The 15,639-nt window shown below is 69.4% G+C and carries 11 protein-coding genes; 5 read left to right on the top strand and 6 right to left on the bottom strand.

Annotated features, from left to right (window positions below; all coding sequences use genetic code 11):
• Positions 1 to 17: 17 nt before the first annotated feature.
• Positions 18 to 1,889 carry a Na+/H+ antiporter NhaA gene (nhaA, locus tag SACGLDRAFT_RS09635; protein WP_051036250.1) on the bottom strand — a complete coding sequence of 624 codons (1,872 nt, stop codon included), beginning with the start codon at positions 1,887 to 1,889 and terminating at the stop codon, positions 18 to 20.
• Between the two features lie 313 nt (positions 1,890 to 2,202).
• Between nhaA and SACGLDRAFT_RS09630 the strand changes: the two genes are divergently transcribed.
• Positions 2,203 to 3,573 carry a chloride channel protein gene (locus SACGLDRAFT_RS09630; protein WP_005464059.1) on the top strand — a complete coding sequence of 457 codons (1,371 nt, stop codon included), beginning with the start codon at positions 2,203 to 2,205 and terminating at the stop codon, positions 3,571 to 3,573.
• 16 nt (positions 3,574 to 3,589) lie between these two features.
• Here the strand turns inward: SACGLDRAFT_RS09630 and SACGLDRAFT_RS09625 are convergent, their stop codons facing one another.
• The gene (locus SACGLDRAFT_RS09625; RefSeq protein WP_005464058.1) at positions 3,590 to 4,948 is read right to left on the bottom strand and encodes an NAD(P)/FAD-dependent oxidoreductase; all 1,359 of its coding nucleotides are present in this window, start codon (positions 4,946 to 4,948) and stop codon (positions 3,590 to 3,592) included.
• Positions 4,949 to 5,367: 419 nt separating this feature from the next.
• Here SACGLDRAFT_RS09625 and SACGLDRAFT_RS21860 point away from each other — a divergent pair, with 419 nt between their 5' ends.
• Together SACGLDRAFT_RS21860 and SACGLDRAFT_RS09615 are read left to right on the top strand one after the other, a co-directional pair.
• Complete coding sequence (locus tag SACGLDRAFT_RS21860) at positions 5,368 to 7,359, top strand: exo-alpha-sialidase (RefSeq protein ID WP_005464052.1); 1,992 nt, start codon at positions 5,368 to 5,370, stop codon at positions 7,357 to 7,359.
• Between the two features lie 152 nt (positions 7,360 to 7,511).
• Positions 7,512 to 7,958: a hypothetical protein gene (locus tag SACGLDRAFT_RS09615; protein WP_005464050.1), complete on the top strand. Its 447-nt coding sequence runs from the start codon at positions 7,512 to 7,514 to the stop codon at positions 7,956 to 7,958.
• A 6-nt stretch (positions 7,959 to 7,964) separates the two neighbouring features.
• Here SACGLDRAFT_RS09615 and SACGLDRAFT_RS09610 read toward each other — a convergent pair whose 3' ends face one another.
• Positions 7,965 to 9,212, bottom strand: a complete 1,248-nt coding sequence (locus SACGLDRAFT_RS09610; protein ID WP_005464048.1) for an MFS transporter — start codon at positions 9,210 to 9,212, stop codon at positions 7,965 to 7,967.
• A gap of 324 nt (positions 9,213 to 9,536) precedes the next feature.
• Here SACGLDRAFT_RS09610 and SACGLDRAFT_RS09605 point away from each other — a divergent pair, with 324 nt between their 5' ends.
• Positions 9,537 to 11,615: a M28 family peptidase gene (locus SACGLDRAFT_RS09605; RefSeq protein ID WP_005464046.1), complete on the top strand. Its 2,079-nt coding sequence runs from the start codon at positions 9,537 to 9,539 to the stop codon at positions 11,613 to 11,615.
• Positions 11,616 to 11,736: 121 nt separating this feature from the next.
• Here SACGLDRAFT_RS09605 and SACGLDRAFT_RS09600 read toward each other — a convergent pair whose 3' ends face one another.
• Positions 11,737 to 12,942, bottom strand: a complete 1,206-nt coding sequence (locus SACGLDRAFT_RS09600) for a trans-sulfuration enzyme family protein (protein WP_005464044.1) — start codon at positions 12,940 to 12,942, stop codon at positions 11,737 to 11,739.
• 181 nt (positions 12,943 to 13,123) lie between these two features.
• On the opposite strand from SACGLDRAFT_RS09600, the gene SACGLDRAFT_RS09595 reads away from it, so the two are divergent.
• Positions 13,124 to 13,546, top strand: a complete 423-nt coding sequence (locus tag SACGLDRAFT_RS09595; RefSeq protein WP_005464043.1) for a GlcG/HbpS family heme-binding protein — start codon at positions 13,124 to 13,126, stop codon at positions 13,544 to 13,546.
• Positions 13,547 to 13,668: 122 nt separating this feature from the next.
• On the opposite strand, the gene SACGLDRAFT_RS09590 is transcribed toward SACGLDRAFT_RS09595, so the two are convergent.
• On the bottom strand, positions 13,669 to 15,138 hold the full coding sequence (locus SACGLDRAFT_RS09590) for a catalase (RefSeq protein ID WP_005464041.1): 1,470 nt from the start codon (positions 15,136 to 15,138) through the stop codon (positions 13,669 to 13,671).
• 10 nt (positions 15,139 to 15,148) lie between these two features.
• Positions 15,149 to 15,574 (bottom strand): Fur family transcriptional regulator, encoded by a 426-nt coding sequence (locus SACGLDRAFT_RS09585; protein WP_005464039.1) that lies wholly within the window; start codon positions 15,572 to 15,574, stop codon positions 15,149 to 15,151.
• Positions 15,575 to 15,639: the final 65 nt, after the last annotated feature.

Here is a 15,639-nt window from a genome sequence, read left to right as displayed (position 1 = left end):
GCCCCGTGCCCGCCACGTCAGACGCCCGACCGGTCACGGAGTGATTCGAGTGCCTCGGCCAACGTCTCCGTGTCGTGCGGGCCCACGTGCCGATGCTCCCCGACGAAGAAGGTCGGCGTGCTTCTCGCCCCGCTGGCCTCCGCGCTCGCCACATCCGCGCGCACCACGGCGGCCGTCTCCTCGGATTCCAGATCGCGCAGGAACGTCTCGACGTCCAGCCCCAGCTCCGAGGCGTAGCCGACGACGTCTTCGAACTCGAGCTCGTCCTGGTGCGCGAAGAGCAGATCGTGCATCTCCCAGAACTTGTCCTGCCTGCGCGCCGCCACTGCGGCCCGCGCCGCGAACTCGGCATGCGGGTGCACGTCCGACAGCGGCAGATGCCGGAACACATATCGCAGGTCCGAGCCGAACCTCGCCCGCAACTCACGGGTCACCCCCGTGGCGCGGGAGCAGAAGGGACACTCGAAATCGCCGTACTCGAGGAGTGTCAACGGGGCGTCGGGGTTCCCTCGGACGTTGTCCTTCACCGGATCGACCGGCGGATCGAGCCTGCGGGGCAGATCCGCGTCGGGCCGCCCACCGAACCGCGCGGTGACGCGGAACACCACCCACCCCAGGGCCGTCGCGAGCACCGCGGCCACCAGGACTCCGACGACCGCCTCGTCGCGTAGCACCGGGTCGTCGAAGGCGAGCCCCGCGATGAGCAACGACACCGTGAAGCCGATCCCCGACAGCGCGGCACCCCCGACGACGTGCCCGAGCCCGACTCCCCGAGGCAACCGGCCCAGCCCTACCCGCAGCCCGATCACCGTGCTCAGGCTGATCCCCACGAGCTTGCCGCCCACCAGCGCGACGACCACCGCCCACGTGAGTCGCGAGGTAAGCGCCTCGGCGAGTACCCCGTTCCGGAGGTCGACCCCGGCCTCCGCGAGGGCGAACAACGGCACGACGACGTAACTCGCCCAGGGGTGCACGGCCGCCTGGAGCCGCTCGTTCACGGAGATCGCGCGTTCCAATCCCCACCGGGCCGTACGCCCGACGTCCACCCGAGGCGACTGGCGGAACGCGCGGAACCGACGTGCCGCCTGCTCGACCTCCTCCCGGACGGGGTTGCGAGCGCCCACCAAAAGCCCGCCCAGCATTCCGGCGATCGCGGCGTGAAGCCCCGATTCCACCGTGGCGAGCCACAACCCGATCACGGCGATGACATAGGGGCTCGCGCGCCACACGCCGAGCCGCCCGAGCCCCCAGAGCACTCCCCCGAACAGCAGCGCGACGAGCAGAGCCACCGGGTCGATCGACTCGGAGTAGAAGATCCCGATCACGCTGACGGCCATGATGTCGTCGATCACCGTCAACGTCAGCAGGAAGACACGGAGCTGGGTCGAGAAGGTGGGGCCCACCACGGCGAGCGCGCCGAGCAAGAACGCCGTGTCGGTCCCGATGACCACTCCCCAGCCGTGCCCGGCGTCGCCTCCCGGTGCCAGGGCGAGGTAGACCATCGCCGGAACCAGGAGCCCGCCACCCGCCGCGACCATCGCGATCGTGGCGCGTCGCCGGTCGGTGAGTTCCCCGACGGAGAACTCCCGGCGCACCTCCAGCCCGACCGTGAAGAAGAACAGCGCCATCAGCCCGTCGACGACCCAGTGTTCCAGGTTCATCGACAGCTCCCAGCCCGCCAGCGACAGGGACAGCTCCGTATCCCACACGGCTTCGTAGGTGGCCGACCACGGCGAGTTCGCCCACAGCAACGCCACCATCGTGGCGGCGAGGAGCACCGCCGCGCTCCCCGCCTCGGTGCTGAGGAACCGGCGCATCGGGGCGGGCACCTGGCCCGGCAGTGCCCGACGCTTTCCTCGGTTCCGTCCGCGGGTGGATTCGCCGGTCATGCAGTCGGTGACCCCGCTCGCCGAAGGCCGGTGTTCCACGTCGTGGTGGCCCGGAACCGTCCGTACGCGCGCCACGGCGGAGCGCTGTCTCCCGGGGAGTCGATCACCTGCAATGCCATCTCGTCCCTTCCCTCGCGGTGGGTCGGCCCCGCCCGTGGGCGCTAGTGATCATCGTCGAGACACCGGTGGCGTTCTGACGATCGAGCCTACGCACGTCACGCGGTTCCGGCAGGGCATCGGTCGCCGCACTCGTCGAGGCGGCCACGAGTTCGAAACCTCTGCACTCACCCCCGAAGGACCGCACACTTGAGGCATGAGCGGCAAAGCGGGTCCGGAACGGGCACCACCGCAAGGTCCGTCCGACCGGGAGGGCACGCCACGAAGCCCGCTGGAGTTGCTGCGCTCCCGCGACTATTTGAAGGCGCTGGTGCTGTCGGGGTCGCTCGGCCTGCCCGTCGCGCTGGTGTCGTACGGGTTCCTCCAGCTCTCGCTGTACTCGCGGCACTGGCTGTTCGACGACCTGCCGCACGCGTTCGGTCTCAACGGAGCACCGGCATGGTGGCCGCTGCCGGTGGTGACGATCGGGGGACTGGCGGTAGGGCTCGTGATCCGCTACCTCCCCGGCGCGGGCGGGGAATCCCCTGTGGACGGTTTCCACGCCGGACGTCCACCTCGGGCGCGGAACCTGCCCGGCATCGTGCTCGCGGCGCTGGGCACGCTGGCGTTCGGAGCGGTGTTGGGCCCCGAAGCACCGCTGATCGCGTTCGGCGGTGGACTCGCGGCCCGGGCGGTGCGCGCGCTCGACCGTGACGCTCCCGACCGAGCCGTGACACTGATCGGGGCGGCGGGAAGCTTCGCCGCCATCAGCACGTTGCTCGGCTCCCCGCTGCTCGGCGCGTTCCTGCTGATGGAGGTCGCGGGCGCGGGCACGGGACGGACGTCGGTGCTCCTCGTCCCCGGACTGCTGGCCTCCGGCCTCGGAGCCTTGCTCTTCAGCGGTCTGGACTCGGTCACCGGCCTGCCGAAGCCGTCGCTGACGGTGCCCGACCTGCCGCCGGTGCCCGAGCTGACGGTGGCGCAGTTCGGGTGGGCGTTCGTCATCGGCATCGGGGCGGCATTGTTGGGTGCCGCGCTCCACCGCCTCGGCCGCACGTTGCGGGACGGAGTCCGGCGACGCGTCGTCATCGCCACGGCGGGGGCGGGTCTCGTCGTGGGCCTGCTGGCCTTCCTCTACGCGGTGCTCACCCCGAAGGGCACGGACGACGTGCTGTTCTCCGGTCAGGAGGCGCTGGGGCCGTTGTTGGTCGAGAGCGCGGGGTATTCGGCCGGGACGCTGGCACTGCTGCTCGTGTGCAAGGCCGTCGCGTACGGCGTGTCACTCAGCGCGTTCCGGGGCGGCCCCGTGTTCCCGGCGATGTTCCTCGGCGCCACCGGAGGTCTGCTGCTGTCCCACCTCCCCGGACTCGACCCCGTTCCGGCCGCCGCGATGGGCATCGGGGCCATGTGCGTGGCCATGCTCGGCCTGCCCCTCGTGTCGGTATTGCTCGCCACCCTGCTGTTGCTCTCCAGCGGACTCGTCGTGATGCCGTTGGTCATCGTGTCGGTCGTGGTGGCGTACGTGCTTCGGGCCCGGCTCACGCCGGAGACCACCGGGGACGACGCCACTTCCGGAACCGAACGGTGACGAACACCCCCGGCCGCTACCGGGACACGCCGGAAGCACGGGCGTAGTCGCGGATCTGCTCCTTGCTCAGGTAGGCGTCGGTCTGCTCCAGATCCCGCAGCGTCGCGGGCTGGTTGGCCAGGAATCCCATGCGCACGTAGTCGTCCCCGGCCGTGGCGTTGAGGACCCAGTTCGTCAACACTCGCGCCCTGGCGACGGACGTGTGCAGAGCCATCATGTGGTAGCCACGGGTGACGGTCTGCGCGGGCAGGCCCGTCAGCCGCACCCCCAGCGGATTGGCCACCGCGTCCGTGCCTCCCAAGTCCACGACCAGGCCCATGTCCCGGTGCTGGTACGGCACCATGGGCTGCCCTCGGAGCGCGGCGACGACGTTGCGGGCCACCATTCGCCCCTGCCGCTGCGCGTGCTGCGCGGTGGGTGGGCAGATCGCCCCGTCCCCCTTGGCGATGTCGGGCACCGCGGCGGCGTCCCCGACCGCGAACACGCCGGGGTGCCCCGGAACGTCCATGTACTCGGTGACCTTGAGCCGCCCGCGCTCGGTCTCCGCGTCGAGCGTGCCGATCAGCGGGCTCGGCTGCACCCCGGCGGTCCAAACGAGGGTGTGGCACGGCAGCACCCGGCCGTCGGTCAGCCGCACGGTCTCCTCCCCGACCTCGGCGACCGACACCCCGAGCGCGACGTCGACGCCGCGACGCCGCAGCAGACTCGTGGCCTTCTCCCCCAGGTCCTCCCCGAGCTCGGGCATCAGCTTGGGGGCGATGTCGACGAGGTGCCACTTGATCATGCTCGGGTCGAGCCCCGGATACCGATCGGCGGCCGCGGCGGTGAGCCGATGCAGCGCCGCCACCGTCTCCGTGCCCGAGTAACCGCCGCCCACCACCACGAACTGCAGCCGGGCTTCCTTCTCCTCGCGCTCCGGCACGGCCGCGGCGATGTCGAGCTGGGCGATCACGTGGTCCCGCAGGTACGCCGCCTCGGCGAGGGTCTTCATGCCGCGGGCGTGCTCGGCCAGCCCCGGGATGTCGAACGTGCGCGTGACACTGCCCGGTGCGAGCACGAGGTAGTCGTACGGCTCGATACGGATGCGATCGGAGATGCCTCGGACGACGCAGACCTTCGCGTCGAGATCCACCCCGAGTGCCACCCCCGGCGCGATCCGGGTGCGGCGAAAGAGCCTGCGCAGCGACACCGCGACCGACTGCGGAGTGAGCATGCCCGCCGCCACCTGTGGCAACAGCGGCAGGTAGAGCTGATAGTTACGCGCGGCCACCAGCGTGATCGACGCTTCGTCGGGGGCGAGCAGTCGTTCCAGCCGGCGCACGCACTCCACGCCGGCGAACCCTCCGCCGACCACCAGGATGCGCGGTGGTTCCATGGCTTTCCTCCCGGGTTCCTCCGTGGGGCGACCGCGCGGGGCGCCGGAATGCTCCGACCGCTCGACTACCACCACCGCCACTCCGGGAAACCCACCGGCGCTCGCCCCGCTCGCCGCGGCGGCCCTCGCGGTCCGGACCGCACCCCGAGACCACCGGGAAGCTCGTCGAACCCGACTCCCCCTGGAGTACATTGTGGACTCAAACCCCTCGCCCGAGGGCACGCCGAACTTCTCGGGCGAACAACCCGACGGCGCAGCATCTGACGTCTGATGTCTGATGCCGAGACAGCCTGGGACTGTAGAGGTCCCCGATCCCGGACACAAGCGGCCGAAAAGAGGCTTGACGCGGTTCGCCCACTTTCCTACGGTCGTCCCACGTCTGATGTCTGGTGCCTTCCCCTGCCGTCCCGGGAGGTACCGTGAGAGTTTTCCGCTCCCTGGCGCTCGTCGTCGGCCTCGCCACGAGCGTCACCGCGATCGCGTTGCCCGGCTCCGCCGAGGAACGAACTCCTCGACCACACGCCGAGGAACCGCTGTTCGAACAGGTCGACCTCGCCCACTCCGGCGAGGGAGCCCACACCTACCGTATTCCCGCGCTGGAGAAGTTGCCCGACGGCACCCTGCTCGCCGCCTACGACCGGCGCAACGACGGCGCGGGCGACCTGCCCGGCGACATCGACGTCCTCGTCCGACGCAGCGAGGACGGCGGCCGCACCTGGAGCGAGCCGGTCGTCGTGGCCGGAGGCGACACCACGGTCGGCTCGGGGGACCCCAGCCTGATCGTGGACGACGAGACCGGCCGCGTCCACTTGTTCTACGCCACCGGCAACGGCTTCCGGAACTCCGGCCCCGGCAACGACAACGACGACCCGAACCTGATCCACCTCGACTACTCCTACTCCGACGACGGCGGCCGCACCTGGACCGAACGCCGACTGACCGAAGAGGTGAAGGACCCGTCCTGGTACGGCATCTTCGCGTCCTCCGGCACCGGCATCCAGGTCAAGCACGGCCCCTTCGCGGGCAGGCTGATCCAGCAGTACGCGTTCCGGAAGGACGACGGCAGCATCTGGGCGGTCAGCGCCTACTCCGACGACCACGGGGAGACGTGGCGGGCGGGCGAACCCGTCGGACCACTGATGGACGAGAACAAGACGGTCGAACTCGCCGACGGCCGGATCATGCTCAACAGTCGCACCGCCGGCGGCGACTACCGACTGGTCGCCTACTCCACGAACGGCGGTGTCACCTACAGCAGCCCCATCGCCGACGACGAACTGGTCGACCCCACCAACAACGCGGCGATCATCCGGTACGACGAGAACGCCACCACCTCCGACCCGCGCTCCCACTGGCTGATGTTCTCCAACACCGCCGACCCCGACCAACGCCGCAACCTGACCGTCAGGATGAGTTGCAACGACGGGGAGAGCTGGCCGATCGCGAAGACCGTGGAGTCCGGGGCGGCGGGCTACTCCACCCTGGTCGAGCTGGGGAACGACTCGTTCGGCCTGCTGTACGAGCGCGGCGCGTACGAACACCTCACGTTCGTCCGCTTCAACGCCGCCTGGCTGGGCGCCGACTGTCCCGCCGACGGGCGGAATGGACTCCGCGCCGAGATCCGCGGCACGGATCTCGGCGAAGCGGGTAGGCCGGGCACGGTCGAGGTCACCGTGACCAACCACGGCCACCTGCCCAGCGTCCCCGACTCCCTCACGCTCGACGTCCCCGAGGGCTGGACGGCCGAAGCGCCGCGCCAGTCCCTTCCCGCGCTCGATCCCGGTGCCGACACCGTGGTCTCGTTTCCGCTCACGCCGGGCTCGGATGTCCGCACCGGCGAGTACACCCTGACCTGGCGAGTCGGGACGGCCGGGATGACGGCGCGGGCGACGGTCCCGGTGCTCGGCGGTGACGCGACACTGGACACCGGTCCGGCCCGTGACTACGACGGCGTCGACGACTTCACCGACCTCACCGCCGCCCTGCCGTCGGTGCGCGACCTGACCGAGGGCGCGATCGTGGTCGACGTCCGCACCTCGGCCACGCAACTCGCCGGAGCGCTGCTGTCGGCCTCCGACACCGGTGCTCCCTCCACGAACCTGACCGTGTCGCTCAACAGCGGAGTCCCGTACTTCGAGGTACGGCAGGACAGCCGGTACCTCGTCCGTACTCAAGGCTCAACCTCGATCGCCGACGGCGACCGCCACACGGTCGTCGTGTTCACCGACGCCACGGGAACTCGCGTCCACGTGGACGGCGTCCGGGCGGCATCGAGCGAGGACTCCGGATTCTTCGGCCATCTCACCGGGCTCGACGGGCTCTGGGTGGGGCGCAACGTCGACGACGCGGGCCCCCAGTGGCACTTCGGCGGCCACATCGAGCGGGTCAGGGTCTACGGCGCGGAACTTTGAAGCTCGAACGCCCACACCACGATGCATGTCACTCGATCGCGTGAATAGTCGGTCTCGAACGCCGCGCTCGCGTCATGCGACGCGCTGTCCTTCGTACCCGGAGTGGATGTTTCCCATCCTTCACCGTCCAGCTAATCCGGAAAGGTTCGTTCGTGTCCGACACATCGAGGAACTTCGCCATCGGCGCGGGAGCCGTCGTCGTCCTTGCCCTCATCGGAACCCTCTCCAAGGGTGGGGACGACGAGGTGAGGACCACCCACTCCAGCGCCGAGACCGGCATCGCGGTCGACGTCGGCAGCAGTGTCACGGGAACCGACGAGGATCCGGCCATGGCCGAGGTGGAGGCCCCGACCATGGCCGAGGTTCCCGACGTGAAGGGCGAGTTGCTGTCTCTCGCCTACGACGAGCTGAAAGACGCCGGTTTCCGTGACGTGGAGGTCGTTCCGGTCGACGGGCACGCCTTCGCGCTCAACTACGCCAACTGGGAGGTCGTGGACCAGACCCCCACCGGCACGCGGTCCACGGACACGGAGATCCGGTTGGAGGTCGTGAAGACCCGCGAGGCCGAGTCGTCGTTCTGCTTCGACGGGGACTGCTGAGTCCGCCTACCGGTTCTCGTTCCGGGCACCGGTGAGGAACCAGTTCACCGCCCCCGCCACGGCGACGACCGCCGCGGCCAGGACGGGAAGCAGGAGAGCCGGGTGCGTTCCGGCGCGCTCGGCGACCTCACCGGTGACGGCGGCCCCCAACGACTGGCCGACGATGACCCCCGAACCCAGCATCGTCATCACGGTGGCCGTGCGCCCCGCCGGACTGCGCGTGGCACCGAAGCTGTACTGGGTGACCAGCGTCGGACCGATACCGACGCCGATGAGGGCCAGGGCGCCGGCCATCCCGGCCACGTCGTCCACGGCGAGCAACAGCAGGCTGCCGGCGAACAGGATCGCGGAAAACGTCGCCCAGCGAGCACGCAATGAGAACCGCGCGGGCAGAAGCGCGACGCCGAGCGCGAACGCCGCGGAACCGATGCCCATCACCCCGTACATGAGCCCGGCCCGCTCGGAAAGACCACGGTCGTCCATGAACGAGGTCAGCGAGGTGAGCATCGTGCCGAAGAACGTGCCCACCCCGAAGATCCCGACCACGACGACGAGCAGGCGGGCACGGAACAACTCGCGCACCGCGGACGGCGCCGTCCCGTCAGCGCTCCGCTCCGCGGCGACGAGACGGCCACTCGGGTGCAGGGCGAACGCGCCAACGAACAGCACGGTGAGCACGGCGGCCCCCACCAGCGGCGCCCACGGGGCGAGGGCGGAGGCGAGAAGCCCGACGATGAACGGTCCCACGACGAACACGGTCTCGTCCGCCGCAGACTCGTAGGCCATTGTGGACGAAAGGGTCCGTTCCCGGCGGGAGGGCTCCATCCGTTGGGTGATCAACGTGACGAGGCGGGAGCGTGACATCGGTGCCACCTGGGGTGCCGTGGCGCCGATTCCGAACGCGACCGCCAGCACGGCACCGTCCGGAGCGTCGCTGTAGGCGACGAGCGCCAGGGCCAGCAGCATCGCGGAGTTCGCGGCGGCGATCACGAGCAACACCGGGCGTTGCCCGAAACGGTCGGCGGCCGCTCCGATGAGCGCGCCGAAGCACGCGGTCCCCGCGCCGACGGAGGCCGAGGTGAGGCCCCCGAGGGAGATCGAGTCCCGCGCGGAGACGACGAGCGTGAGGACACCGACCACCATCATCGCGAACGGCAGCCGCGCGGCGAACGCGATGAGGAAGTAGGGAAGCCCGGCCGTGCGGAGCAGGCTCGGCGAGGGTGAGGACGAGATCTTCTCGACCGTCTGCGTCATGAAACACCTCCGCGGACGCGGTGGTTGAGTGCCGCCGCTGTCCGTCGGAGTGCCGACGGCCGGTAGATGCACAGCCAACTGATCACACCCGTCAGTGTGACCACCGAAGGACCTTACCCGCCGACGTGGCGGGGTTCCACGTGGCGAGCACCACGGGCGATCACGCCATGCCGTCCCCGGGTTCTCACCGCCCTCGACGCTCCCTTCCGGTCACTCGCACCCCCGAAGGTTGCCACTCGTCCCGGTTACCAAAAGCACGAAACTCGTCGCGCACTGTGAGTATGGGTGTGTTCGGTATTCGCCCCCTCTGAGCGGGAGGACGGGATGACACACCTGTCGGCACCCCGACGGATCAGGAGAACCCTCGGTTCGACGGTGATGGCCCTCGGGCTCGTCACCGGTGTCGCCGCCACCACGGCGGTCGCGGCGCCGCACCAATCGGAGGACCCACGGGAGTGGGAACGCGTGCTCCGGGAGGAAGTGAGCGCCGACAGCGCCGCGCGGCTGAGCGAGGCGATGTCGACCTATCCCGGCCTGGTAGGTACCGAGGGTGCCGCCCGCCGGGCCGCGTACTCGGTCGACATGCTCACCTCCTGGGGGTTGAACGCGAAGCTGGAAAGTTACGACGTCTACGCCTCCGTGCCCGAGAACATCGCCGTGACGATGACCGGCCCCGAACACCGGTCGCTGGAGGTCAAGGAACCACCTTTTCCGTGGCATCAGAACTTCGACGACGTCGTCGTGGGGTACAACGCCTACTCCCCCGCCGGTGATGTCACCGCCGACGTGGTCTACGTGAACTACGGCCTTCCCGAGGACTACGCGAAGCTCGAGGAGCTGGGCGTCGACGTCGAGGGCAAGATCGTGCTGGCCCGTTACGGCAACAGCTTCCGTGGGGTCAAAACGCAGGTCGCGGAGGAACACGGTGCGGCGGGGGTGATTCTGTACTCCGATCCCGCGGACGACGGCTTCACGCGGGGGCCGGTCTATCCGGACGGACCGTGGCGCAACGCCGACGGCATCCAGCGGGGCAGTGTCCAGTACCTCTTCACCTACCCCGGCGACCCGCTCACCCCCGGCGAGCCGTCGGTTCCCGGCACCCCGCGACTCGATCCGTCCGAAGCCGAGAATCTGCCCGCGATCCCCACCACCCCGATCTCCTACGGCCAGGCCCAACACCTGCTGGCCGCGTTGGAAGGCCCGCGAGCCCCGGAGGACTGGCAGGGTGGACTGGACCTCGACTACCGGGTCGGCCCCGGCCCCACCACCGTCCACCTCGATCTGGACATCGCTTACGAGCAGATCCCGGTCAACGACGTCGTCGTCGAGATCCCCGGCTCGGTGTATCCGGAACAGAAGGTGGTGCTGGGCGCCCACTACGACTCCTGGGCCTACGGGACCAAGGACGACGTGTCGGGATGGGTGACCCTGATGGAGACCGCCAGGGCGATGTCGACCCTGCTCGACCAGGGATGGCGTCCCAAGCGCACCATCGTGCTGGCGGGCTGGGACGGTGAGGAGTACGGCTTGCTCGGGGCCACCGAGTGGGCCGAGCAACACCGGGCCGACCTCGTCGACAACGCGGTGGTCTACCTCAACATGGACGGCGCGGGCGGCGGAAAGAACTTCTCCGCCAGTTCCGTGCCCGCGCTCGACGAGGTGCTCACCGACATCGCGAAGGAGGTCGCGGACCCGAACCACGGCACGGTGTACGCCAACTGGCAGCAGTCCTCCGGCGCGCAGCGTCCCGTGCCGGGGCGGCTGGGCAGCGGTTCGGACTACACCGCGTTCCTCGACCACCTCGGCATCGCGTCGGCCGACTTCGGGACCTCGACCCCCGCGGGCGAGTACCACAGCGCCTACGACGACCTGCACATGATGCGCAACTTCCTCGACCCCGGCTACACCTACCACGCGGTCGCCGCCGCCTACGCCGGGACGTTCGCGTTGCGCATGGCCGACTCCGACGTCCTGCCGATGACCTACTCCGACTACGCGGTCGAGGTGGTACGGCACCTGCGGGCGCTGGACGAGGCACAGGCCGACGCTGCCGTGGTCGACCTCCGGCCCGCCTACGACGCGGCCCGCGACTGGCGGGCGGCCACACGGCAACTGGAGAACGCGGCGGTCCGCGCCGAGGGCCACGGCCTCGATGCGATCAACGACGCGCTGATCGCCCAGGAACGCGCCCTGATCCAGGAAGAGGGGCTGCCCGGCCGCGAGTGGTTCAAGCACATGGTCTACGCACCGGGTCTCTACACCGGCTACGCCGTGCAGCCACTGTCCGCGATCGACGACGCCATCGCCGCAGGAGACGCCGCCACGGCGGCGAAGTACCGGGACCTGCTCGTCGAGTCGATGAGACAGGCCGCCGACACCGCCCGCCACGCCGCGATGCGGTGAGCGATCCCCTGTGGGCCCGCTCCCCCCGAGCCGGGCCCACAGGGTGGCGTACCGTTGCCGGAGCGTTTCCGCAGGCGGCGTGCTCCGGCGGCTCCCGCTCTGCCGGGTGGCTGCGGACCCCTCACCCGAAGGTCTCGTCGAGCGCGCAGGTCAGGTCGGCGATCAGGTCGTCCGGGTCCTCGATACCGACCGAGAACCGCAGGTGGCCCCACTTGCGGAACTCCTCCGGGTAGTGCGCGACCCGTGGCCCTTCGGTGCCGACGTGCACGATGAGGGACTCGTCGTGGCCGAGCGACACCGCCGAGGTGATGACACGCAGGTTCGCGACGAACCGGTTCTGTGTCTCGGGATCGCCCGCGACGGCGAACGCCATCATCGCCCCGTAGCCACGACCGCCGAACTGTCGTGTCGCGACGTCGTGCTGCGCGTGGTCGGGCAGTCCCGGGTACGCCACGTAGGCGATGCGCGGATCCTCCCGCAGCCGGGCCGCGATCCGCGCTGCGGAGGAGTTCTGCTGGCGCAGGCGCAGCGGCAGCGTCACGGAACCACGGGTGATCAGCCATGCGTTGAACGGCGAGATCACCCCGCCCACGTCCACCATCGCGTCGTTCTTGATCGGGGCGATCAGCTCGGCCGAGCCGATCACCGCGCCGCCCATCGCGTCACCGTGTCCGTTGATGTACTTCGTCAGCGAGTGCACGACCAGGTCCGCGCCGTCGGACAGCGGCCGGTACAGCGGCGGTGGGGTGAACGTGGAGTCGACGACCAGGATCGCTCCCGCATCATGTGCGATCGTCGCCACCGCGGCGATGTCGGTGACCTTGGTGGTGGGGTTGGCGATGGTCTCGACGTGCACCATCCGCGTGTTGGGCCGGATCGCCGCCCGCACGGCGTCGAGATCCGTCATGTCGACGAAGGTGGCCTCGATACCGTAGCGGGCCGGCAGCAGCTCGGCGAACAACCGCCAGGTCGCCTCGTAGGTGACGTCGGCGACGACCACGTGGTCCCCCGTGCGCAGGTGGGTGAAGAACACCGCGTGCAGCGCGGCGACTCCGGAGGCCAGCACGACGGCGTCCTCGCCGCCTTCCAGGGCCACCAGCTTGTTCTGCAGCGCGAGCTGGTTGGCGCCCGAGTTACGGGTGTAGAGCGGGACGTCGGTCCCCGACCAGCTCAACTGGGCCGGGTCCTCGGGCAGCGCGTAGGAGTTGGCCATGACGATCGGGGTGCGGATCGCCCCCGAACCGGCATCGATCTCGTTACCCGCGTGAACGGCGTTCGTCGGGAACGACAGCGAGTCGGGCAGACGTTTGTCCGGTCGGGTTGTCATGCGCCCATTCTCGGTCGGGAAGGTCGTCCTCGGAGGGGCGTACCACCCACTGGAACGGGGCGCCCGATCGACCACGGACGGCGCTGAGGGGTCGCCGAGTCCTCGGTGTTTCGGCCCGTCTCTCGGTGGTAGGTGGCCGGTGTGGCCGACAGGCGGCCACACACATGCGGAGGTGACAGCCATGCGACAGCTGCCGTCGGTATCGCTGGACGAAGCACGTGAGATCATCGCGGCAGGTGAGAACAAAGCGCGGGAGGTCGGGCAACCGGCCAACATCGCGGTGGTCGACGCGGGCGGCAACCTGGTCGCACACGCGCGCATGGACGGCGCCTGGATCGGCAGCATCGACATCTCCATCAACAAGGCCTTCACCGCCCGCGCCTTCGACACCCAGACCGGCGACCTCGCCGACAACGCACAACCCGGATCGCAGTTCTTCGGGATCCACGTCTCCAACAGGGGCCGGGTGATGGTCTTCGCGGGCGGAATCCCACTCCAGCGGGACGGTCAGGTCGTCGGCGCCGTGGGGGTCAGCGGCGGGACCGGTGAGCAGGACCAGGCCATCGCCGAAGCCGCGGTGGCGGCCTTCCGGCCCGAGGGGTGACGCCCTACTCAACCACGGCCTCACGTCGCTGCCCCGGGGCCTCGGTCCGTAACGCCGAGGGCCCGGTCGCCCCAGGGGTGGGGACGGCCGGGCCCTCGTGTTCACCCGCTACGGGGAGCGGCTCACTTCTTCTCGAAGTACGCCTTCTCGATGCGCTCACCGATGGTGGCGTCGATGTTGCGCCAGTACTGGAAGGCCCGCGACAGCACGGGCTCCTTCACACCGGCCAGCGCGCTCGACACCGTGTCGACCAGGCGGTCGCGCTGGGCGTCGTCGAACACCTCCCGCACGAGAGTGCCCGCCTGCGAGAAGTCGTCGTCCTCCGCGTGCAGCTCGTAGGCACTGCGCACCATCTCGCCGTCGGACTCCCAGCCGTCCTCCACGGGACCGGTCTCGTCAGCCCACGGCCGGTCGAAGGAGTTCGGCGCGTAGACCGGGGCCTTGCCGGAATGCTCGAAGGTCATGTTGCCGTCGAAGGTGTAGGAGTTGGTCTTCACCTTCGGCCGGTTGACCGGGAGCTGGAAGTAGTTGGTGCCGATCCGCGCACGGTGGGCGTCGGCGTAGGCAAAGGTCCGGCCGAGCAGCATCTTGTCCGGCGACACACCGATGCCGGGCACCAGGTTCGACGGCGCGAACGCGGCCTGCTCGATCTCGGCGAAGAAGTTCTCGGGGTTCCGGTTCAACGTCATGGTGCCGACCTTGATGAGCGGGTAGTCCGCGTGCGGCCACACCTTGGTCAGGTCGAACGGGTTGAACCGGTAGGTCTTCGCCTCCTCGTACGGCATCACCTGCACGTACAGCGTCCAGCTCGGGTACTCGCCGCGGTCGATGGCCTCGGCGAGGTCACGCCGGTGGTACTCGGCGTCCTGACCGGCGAGGCGCTCGGCCTCTTCGTTGGTCATGCACTCGATGCCCTGGTTGGTCTTGAAGTGGTACTTCACCCAGAACTTCTCGCCCTCGGCGTTGATCCACATGTAGGTGTGGGAGCCGTAGCCGTTCATGTGGCGCCAGGTGCGCGGCAGGCCGCGGTCACCCATCAGGTAGGTGACCTGGTGCGCCGACTCGGGGTTTAGGGTCCAGAAGTCCCACTGCATGGTGGCGTCACGCAGGCCGGTGTCGGGCGTGCGCTTCTGCGAGCGGATGAAGTGCGGGAACTTCATCGGGTCGCGCACGAAGAACACCGGGGTGTTGTTGCCGACGAGGTCGTAGTTGCCCTCGCTGGTGTAGAACTTCAGCGCGAAACCACGCACGTCGCGCCAGGTGTCGGGCGAGCCCTGCTCCCCGGCCACGGTGGAGAACCGGGCGAGCATCTCGGTCTTGGCGCCCTTCTGGAACAACGCGGCCTTCGTGTACCGGGAGACGTCCTCGGTGGTCTCGAAGACGCCGAATGCCCCCGCTCCCTTGGCGTGAGGGTTGCGCTCCGGCACGCGCTCCCGGTTGAAGTGCGCGAGCGTCTCGATCAGACGAACGTCGTGCAGCAGCAGCGGGCCGTTGCTGCCCACGCTCAGCGAGTTGCGGTCGCTGCCGGCGGGCGCACCGTTCTCGCGTGTCGACGGTGTCTCGTTGTACGAGGTGCTCGTGGTGTCGACCATGCTTTCTCCTTCAGGAAGCGGAGTTTGACAAACAAGACGGGCAGTAGCCCCAGTAGATGACCTCGGCCGAGTCGATGAGGAAGCCGTGGTCATCGCTCGCGTGCAGGCATGGGGACTTGCCGACGGCGCAAGGGACGTCGACGACGTTCCCGCATCCCCGACACACCAAGTGATGGTGGTTGTCGCCCGTGGCGATCTCGTACCGGCTCGGTGAGCCGGCGGGTTCCGTGCGCCGGAGGATTCCCGCGTCGGTGAGGGTTCGCAGGATGTCGTAGACGGCCTGCGTCGACACGGCTCCCAGGCGTTCGGCCACCTCGCCCCGGACGGTGTCCGCGTCCACATGCGGCGTGGCCTCGACCACGTCCAGCACCGCCAGCCGGGGAGCGGTCACCCGCAGCCCGGACTCGCGGAGAAGGTCGTGGTGGGAGCGGCGCATGCCTTCAGGTAAGCACCTTTTCTGGAATCATTCAAGAAAACGAGCGACTCCAAACGGGTGAACTC

It is taken from the genome of Saccharomonospora glauca K62 (assembly GCF_000243395.2).
Taxonomy (GTDB): domain Bacteria; phylum Actinomycetota; class Actinomycetes; order Mycobacteriales; family Pseudonocardiaceae; genus Saccharomonospora; species Saccharomonospora glauca.
The sequence above is the reverse complement of the archived record's forward strand: the minus strand, read 5'-3'. Positions and strand labels throughout refer to the sequence as shown.